The organism is Herbaspirillum sp. UBA812 (genome assembly GCF_002296545.1).
GTDB lineage: Bacteria > Pseudomonadota > Gammaproteobacteria > Burkholderiales > Burkholderiaceae_D > Herbaspirillum > Herbaspirillum huttiense.
The window spans coordinates 1-6,733 of record NZ_DBIC01000212.1 but is presented as its reverse complement, the minus strand read 5'-3'; the positions used below and the strand labels follow the sequence as shown (position 1 = coordinate 6,733).

8 protein-coding genes are annotated in these 6,733 nt (G+C 62.9%); 3 read left to right on the top strand and 5 right to left on the bottom strand.

Annotation, left to right across the window (positions count from 1 at the left end; translation table 11 throughout):
• Positions 1–587, top strand: a 587-nt coding sequence (locus B3873_RS14115) for an SDR family oxidoreductase (protein WP_286866805.1), incomplete at its 5' end; no start/stop codon positions are given.
• A 136-nt stretch (positions 588–723) separates the two neighbouring features.
• A complete protein-coding gene (locus B3873_RS14110; RefSeq protein ID WP_286866803.1) occupies positions 724–2,241 on the top strand; it encodes a lyase family protein in 1,518 nt (505 codons plus the stop codon).
• A gap of 29 nt (positions 2,242–2,270) precedes the next feature.
• Here the strand turns inward: B3873_RS14110 and B3873_RS14105 are convergent, their stop codons facing one another.
• Both B3873_RS14105 and B3873_RS26685 read right to left on the bottom strand, forming a co-directional pair.
• Complete coding sequence (locus tag B3873_RS14105) at positions 2,271–2,693, bottom strand: EamA family transporter (protein WP_039788891.1); 423 nt, start codon at positions 2,691–2,693, stop codon at positions 2,271–2,273.
• Between the two features lie 64 nt (positions 2,694–2,757).
• Entirely contained in the window at positions 2,758–4,431 is a 1,674-nt protein-coding gene (locus B3873_RS26685; RefSeq protein ID WP_414651543.1) for an alpha/beta fold hydrolase, read from the bottom strand.
• Positions 4,432–4,758: 327 nt separating this feature from the next.
• Between B3873_RS26685 and B3873_RS14090 the strand changes: the two genes are divergently transcribed.
• On the top strand, positions 4,759–5,178 hold the full coding sequence (locus tag B3873_RS14090; protein WP_286866799.1) for an acyl-CoA thioesterase: 420 nt from the start codon (positions 4,759–4,761) through the stop codon (positions 5,176–5,178).
• A 27-nt stretch (positions 5,179–5,205) separates the two neighbouring features.
• On the opposite strand, the gene B3873_RS14085 is transcribed toward B3873_RS14090, so the two are convergent.
• The 3 genes from B3873_RS14085 to B3873_RS14075 form a co-directional block, all read right to left on the bottom strand.
• Positions 5,206–5,613: a hypothetical protein gene (locus B3873_RS14085; protein WP_286866796.1), complete on the bottom strand. Its 408-nt coding sequence runs from the start codon at positions 5,611–5,613 to the stop codon at positions 5,206–5,208.
• Complete coding sequence (locus tag B3873_RS14080) at positions 5,600–6,055, bottom strand: hypothetical protein (protein WP_209531847.1); 456 nt, start codon at positions 6,053–6,055, stop codon at positions 5,600–5,602. Before B3873_RS14080 ends, B3873_RS14085 begins: the two co-directional genes overlap by 14 nt.
• Positions 6,056–6,126: 71 nt before the next feature.
• Positions 6,127–6,733 (bottom strand): TonB-dependent siderophore receptor (locus B3873_RS14075; protein ID WP_286866791.1); only part of this gene is annotated, 607 nt, incomplete at its 5' end.

Here is a 6,733-nt window from a genome sequence, read left to right as displayed (position 1 = left end):
TGGCCGGCCTGCAGCAGGTCACGCTGGACATGCGCGACGAAGCCGCCGTGCGCAGCGCCTTTGCGGCCATCGGCCCCTTCGATCACCTGGTGGTCACCGCTGCGCCCGACGTCGGCAGCTGGGGCAGCTTCATGGATGCCGACATGCGCGGCGTGCACAGCTACGTGGAAGGCAAATTCCTCGGCACCTGGGCCTGTGCCCGCTACGCCGCACCGCTGCTGCGCGCCGGCGGCACCATGACCTTCCTCAGCGGCGGCATGGCGGTGCGGCCCAAGCCGGGCTTCACGGCCGTGACCTCCAGCTTTGCGGCAGTCGAGGCGCTGGCGGTGGCGCTGGCGGTGGAACTGGCACCGACGCGGGTCAACACCATCCGTCCCGGCTTTGTGGAAACGGACATGTGGAATTTCCTCCCGGCCGAAGTGCGGGCCGGCATGATGCAACAGGTGGCCGCCAGCTTCCCGGCACGCCGCGCTGGCCAGGCCGGGGACATCGCCCATGCGGCGCTGTTCCTGATGACCAATCCCTACGTCACCGGCACGGTACTGGACGTGACCGGGGGCGAGAACCTGGTCAACAGCATCGGCTGAACCGGCTGAATCGGCTGAACCAGCTGATGCAGGGACTGTGCAGCGACACCCGAAGCGGATCATCCAAACCGAAATCGCGATTGCCCGCTAAGATAGTCGCCCTGCACAGACCAATCAAAACTTCCAGGAGACCGCCTTGCCCAAGCTTTCCACCCTCGCCTTCGCGCTGTCCGCTGCCCTGCTGGCTTGCGCCGCGCCCTTGCACGCGCAGCAGACGCCGCGCCATGATGAATTCTTCTGGCTCGGCGAAATCAACAAGGCCACGGCCGTGATCAACACCGACGAAGGCTTGCTGGACAAGTCGATGACCCCGCTGGTCGTCAAGGGCATCCGCAAGGTGCTGGCCGATGGCGAGCTGCCAGGTGCCAAGCGTCCGACGCTGGTGATCACCTTCGAGCCGCTGCTGATCCAGGCGGCCGGTCCGCAGATCACGCTGCTGCACGCCGGCCGTTCCAGTCAGGACATGCTGGCCACGCTGCGCGCGGCCATCCTGCGCGAAGACCTGCTGACGCTGGCCAACCAGCTCAACGCCACCACGGCGGCGCTGGTCAGACTGGCCGCCAGCCAGCGCGACACCATCGTGCCCAACTACACCAACGGTGTGGCGGCACAGCCCAACAGCTATGGTCACTACCTGCTGGGCTTTGCCGCCGCACTGGACCGCGATGCCCAGCGCCTGCGCGAAGCCTATGTGCGCCTGGACCGCTCGGCCATGGGCACCACAGTGCTCAACGGCACCAGCTGGCCGTTGAACCGCCAGCGCATGGCCGGCTACCTGGGCTTTGCCGCCATCGTCGACAACGCCTATGACGCGGCGCAACTGTCGGCGGTGGATGGCCCGGTGGAAGCGGGCGCGGTGGTCTCTTCCATTGCCCTGCATGCCGGCGCCTTCATCCAGGACGTGATGACGCAATATGCGCAGCCGCGTCCGTGGATCCTGCTGCAGGAGGGAGGGGCCAATACTTACGTGTCGTCGGCCATGCCGCAGAAGCGCAATCCGGGCCTGCTCAACAGCACCCGGCGCGATGCCTCGATGGTGATTGCCGAGGGCATGGGCGTGGCCATCGTGGCGCACAACATCCCGCCCGGCATGAGCGATGCCAAGGATGTGAAACCCAACAAGGAGATGGTGCTCAATACGGTCAAGGTCCTGAAGAACTGGGAAAGCATCCTGGGCGCGCTGGTGATCGATCCGAAACGCGCGCTGGAAGAACTCAACAGCGACTGGACCGCGTCTCAGGAACTGGCCGACGTGCTGATGCGCAAGTACAAGCTGCCCTTCCGCGTGGGCCATCACTTCGCCTCGGAAGTGGTGGAGTATGCCAAGGCCAACAACATCCGGCCGCTGGAATTTCCTTATGACCAGGCGCAGCGCATCTATCACGAAGCGGTGCTGAATTCGGAATTCCCGCAGGCCCTGCCGCTGTCGGAACAGGAGTTCCGCAGCACCCTCGATCCGGTGGCCATCGTGCGCAATCGTGCCACCGTGGGCGGTCCGCAACCGGCCGAGATGGACCGCATGCTGCGCGAGGCCACTGCGCGCGTGGCGCAGCAGGATGCGTGGATCAAGGCCCGGCAGCAGCGGATTGCAGGATCGCTGCAGAAGCTGGATGCGGATTTTGACCGGATGGCCGTCTCGGCGGGGGTGAAGTAAGTCGTGCCGGGCGGGCCGTGCAGCTCGGCCTAGCCGCGGGAAATCACCAGCAATCCCGCGGCAATGAGCGCAGCCCCGATCAACTTGGCGGGCGTGATGACTTCATTGAGAATCCAGACCGCCATCAGCAAGGCCACGATGACACTGCCCTTGTCGATCAGCGCCACGGTGGATACGTCCCCCGCCTTGATGGCCTTGTAGTAGAACACCCAGGAGACGGCGGTGGTCACACCCGACAGGCCGAGCCAGAGGACGTTCTGCCAGGTGACGGAGCTCAGCTGCGCAGCCGGCACGACAGCAGCGGCGAACATGAGCACGAAGACGAACACGAAGCAGGTGCGGATGGCCAAACCCAGATCGCTGGAGATGCCGGTCAAGCCGAGTTTGGCGATGACCGAGGTGAAGCCTGCAAAGGCCATGGAAATGAATGCGTAGGCGATCCAGCGTTCCATCTTGTTTTTCCTTGACTGTGATCACTGCAGAAAGCGTCCGACGATGCGGCATGCCTGACGGTATTCAATCATGCGGCCCGGCGACGACGGCTCCGTCGATTCCATGGCGTGCCAGCGCTGCTGCCACAACACCGGAGGACGTCATCTCCTCGACGAAGGCCGCCAGATACGCACGTGCCTTCTCGCCGCGTGCAGCCGGTGTCCCCATGGCCTGGCGGATGACCATGAAGCGCTGGTCGAGGATGCGCAATCCGCCAACCTTGGCAGCATCGGCCTGCAACTGCTGTTTCACGCCGGCGGCCACGTCCAGCCTGCGCTCGACAAACGTCGGCACGACCGCATTCGAGGTCGGCGTGCGCACGATGGTCGCCTGTTTCAGTTCACGGCTCAGGAAGAGGTCATAGGCGCTTCCACTACCGACGGCCACTGTCAGGCCCGGGCGATCCACCTGGGCATTGTCATGGATGGGAGAATCCGCCCGCACCGCGTAATAGCCCTCGATCAGGACGTAGGGGCGGGTGAACGCAATCTCGCGGGCGCGCCTTGGATCAATGGCGAAGAAGCCGATGTCGGCACGCCCCTCCTCCAGATTGGCGACGGAACCCGCAGCAGTCTTGCCGACCACCAGTTCAACGGGAACCCCGAGGCGTTGCCCCAGTTCGCGGGCGAGGTCAACGGAGACGCCTTGGGCTCGCCCACTCTGCGGATCCAGGCTCGCCAGCACCGGGTTGCCCAGATTGATGGAGGCGCGCAGCACACCCGTCGGTGCCAGCTGATGCACCAGGTCCGGATCCGGTGCAAGCCGCTTGAGCAACTGCGCATGAAACAACTCCGGCATCTGCATCTGTGGCGCGTGACCAGCGCCGGGGAATACCACCAAGGTCGCGTGCGGAATGACGGCAGCCGCCTCGCGCCCGAGCACCGCGTAGTTGCCCAGCCCGGCGCGCAATTCCGGCGGTGCGAATTCCTTGCCGATGGCGGTGCTGTCCTGGTCGCCGATCATGAGGACCGTGGGCGTCTTCAGGTTCTTCAGTTCGTAGAACACCGGTTGCGTAAGGATCATGTCGTACAGCAGTGCGGAATTCCACGCCACCCGCTCCTTGCCCGGCCCGCGGTACATGCCGGCCAGCATCTGCACCCAGGGTTCATACTCCGCACTCCACTGCCCGGAGAAATACGTAGCGCGCTCGTAGTTGCGGATGCGCTCGGCCGTGGTACCGAGTTCGCGCGCATACCACTGGTCCACCGATACCGGCGGCACGCCCTTGGCGCGCCAGTCTTCCAGGCCGATGGGGTCGACCAGCACCAGCTGGCGGGTCTGCTGTGGATAGGACAACGCATAGCGGATGGCCAGCATGCCGCCGGTGGAGTGGCCTACCAGGATGGCTTGCTCGATGCCGAGCGAGGCCAGCAAGGCGTGCGTATTCGCGGCCAGTTGCTGGAAGCTGAACTGGTATTGCTCGGGCTTGCTGGATTTGCAGAAGCCGATCTGGTCCGGTGCAATCACACGGTAGCCGGCGCGACGCAGGACATCGATGGTCTGCTCCCAGGTGCCAGCGCAGAAATTCTTTCCGTGCAACAGGACGACGGTGCCGTGCGGAACGCTGCCGGCGGCAGGTGCCACGTCGAGATAGGCCATCTCGATGTCCTGGCGCTGCGAGTGGAAACGATAACGCGAGAGCGGCCAGCGGTAGTCGAAGCCCTCCAGTTGCGGGCCGTAGACCGGCGCGTTTTCCATGTCGGGAACAGATGTCGTAGTGGCAGCAGGGACCGGCGGAGGCATGGAGGCCAACAAGCTGAACAGGCTGGCAGCCAGCACAGTTTTCGCACGGAACAGAAAAGGAGGCAAATGCATGGGGCGGATTCAGGCTGGTAGGTGAGATCGGGATGGCGCGCACAATCGATATCGCCGATGGTAGCCGGATTCGCGCAACAAGGTCGGGCTTGACCTCGTTTTACCGGCCCGACCTTTTGCGATGCCTTCGCGCGTGGAGGGTAGACGGCTGCCCTGCCCTGCGATTATCGTGTCACCGGTTTGACCAATCTGAACGGAAGGAACGACATCATGTTTTCAAAACAGTTTGAAGTGGATCCCAAGCACATCGATTTTCAGGGCGTGGTCGATGGGCTGTACTACCCGTTTTATATGGAATGGACGCGGCATGCCTTTTTGAAGGAAGCGCTGGGAATCGATATCGAAGAGGCCTTCCGGCAAGGGCAGGTGTTCATGGTGCTGGAATACTCGCTGCGCTTTCGCAAGAGCCTGCAAAAGGGCGACACGATGGAGGTCACCTGCGAAGTGCAGAAACACGAAAAGCGCAGCCGGGTGAATTTCGTGCAGCAGATCAAGGTGGGGGATGTGGTGTATGCGGAGGCGGTCTTTGTCGGGGCTTGCTTCATGAATAACCGGCCGTTCGTGCCGGAGGCAATTGCGGCGGCGCTGGCAGCTGCGCCTGTAGCAAACCCGGAGCGACCCGGGCAATAGCCGCCGCAATTCGGTCAGAAAACAGCCTCAGGTCAGCCTGACTGCTTTGCCATTCTGCGCCAGCAGTTCCCTCGCCATCTGCAGCGCCTGCTCACGCGAGCCCGCAAGCAGCAGCGGGTAGCCCCAGAACTTCGCAAACACCACCGCGAAGGCCTTGAAGCCAACCCGCCTGGCCGCATTGGGTTCCACCACGATCATCGCCAGCACCAGCTTGCGCAAGGCATGCTTGTGCTGCTTCATCCAGAGTGCGGTACGTTTCTTTTCTTCCGCGGAATGCTCGTGATCTTCGGCAGGGACGGTATCGGTCAGCAGCACGAAGGGTTCTTCGCGCTGCAGGTTCGCTTCAAACTCCGTGAAATCCTGCTCGTGATCATGTCCGGGTTGCTGGGTGAGATTCATCCATACAAGCGGGAAATCCGCACTATTCATCGACATGGCCGTCTCCTTTGCGATTGAGGTTGCGCCAGGTGGTCGCGATGGCGAATACGCCCGGCAGTGAAATGAAGAACATCGCCGAGAAGGCAATGTGCCAACCATCGCGCAATCCGTCGGCAATGCCGCCCAAGGTGTTGAGGACAACCAGCAGGCTGCCCAGGATCAGCGCGCTCCACCGGGCCGCGCGGTTGGCCGACAGTGCGAGCAGGACGGTGACGATCCAGCAGCCGTAATAGGCCGAAAACATCCACAGCATCTTGGTCTCGAAGGTGATGGCGGGCGCGCTGCCCTGTGCTCTCACGAAGTCGTTGACGTAGAAGAACAGCTGGAAGCTCACGAAGAGCACGGCCCCGATGGCAGTGGCCAGCCAGAACAAGGCGGTCTGGTCCGGATGCCGGGTCGGCAGAGGATGCGGGGAGGAAAGCGGCGACTGAATTGACATATCATTTTTCCAGATGATTAAAGAAGCGATTCATAATATTTTCTGATGATGCAAAAGGCGTCCGTGCGGACTCAATAGCGGTAATCCAGTGTCACCATCATGTTGCGTGGAGCACCGTAGGTCACGGTATCGAAGTCCCCCTTCTGCAGCGCGTACTTCTTGTCGAAGAGGTTGTTCACGTTGAGTGCCACCGTGGTTTTCTGCGACACGGCATAACGTGCCATCAGCGATGCCAGGGCATAGCCGCCCTGCTGGCCGCCCAAGGTACTGGTGCCGGTATTGGCCGCCTCATAGATGCTGCTCTGCCATCTCACGCCGCCCCCCACCGTCAGCTTGTGCCACGCACCAGGCAGGCGATAGGTCGTGAAAAACTGTGCCGTGGTACGCGGCAGCTGCGAATTCAGACGCACACCGTTGCCATCTTCGGCGATGAAGTGGGAGAGGCCTGCGTAGACGTTCCAGCCGCGTGCCAGCTCGCCCTGCAGATCCACTTCGACTCCGCGTGACTTGGTGCCATCTGCACCGCTGTAGGCTTGCGCGCCCGCTGGCGTGAACGCACCGGCGACGATCTGGGCCGCGTTGTCCAGCCGGGTTTCGAACAGGGCCACGGAGGCGTGCAGGCGCCCTTCAAGGTACGCCCCCTTGAGGCCGATCTCCGTCGTCTTTCCTGTGGCCGGC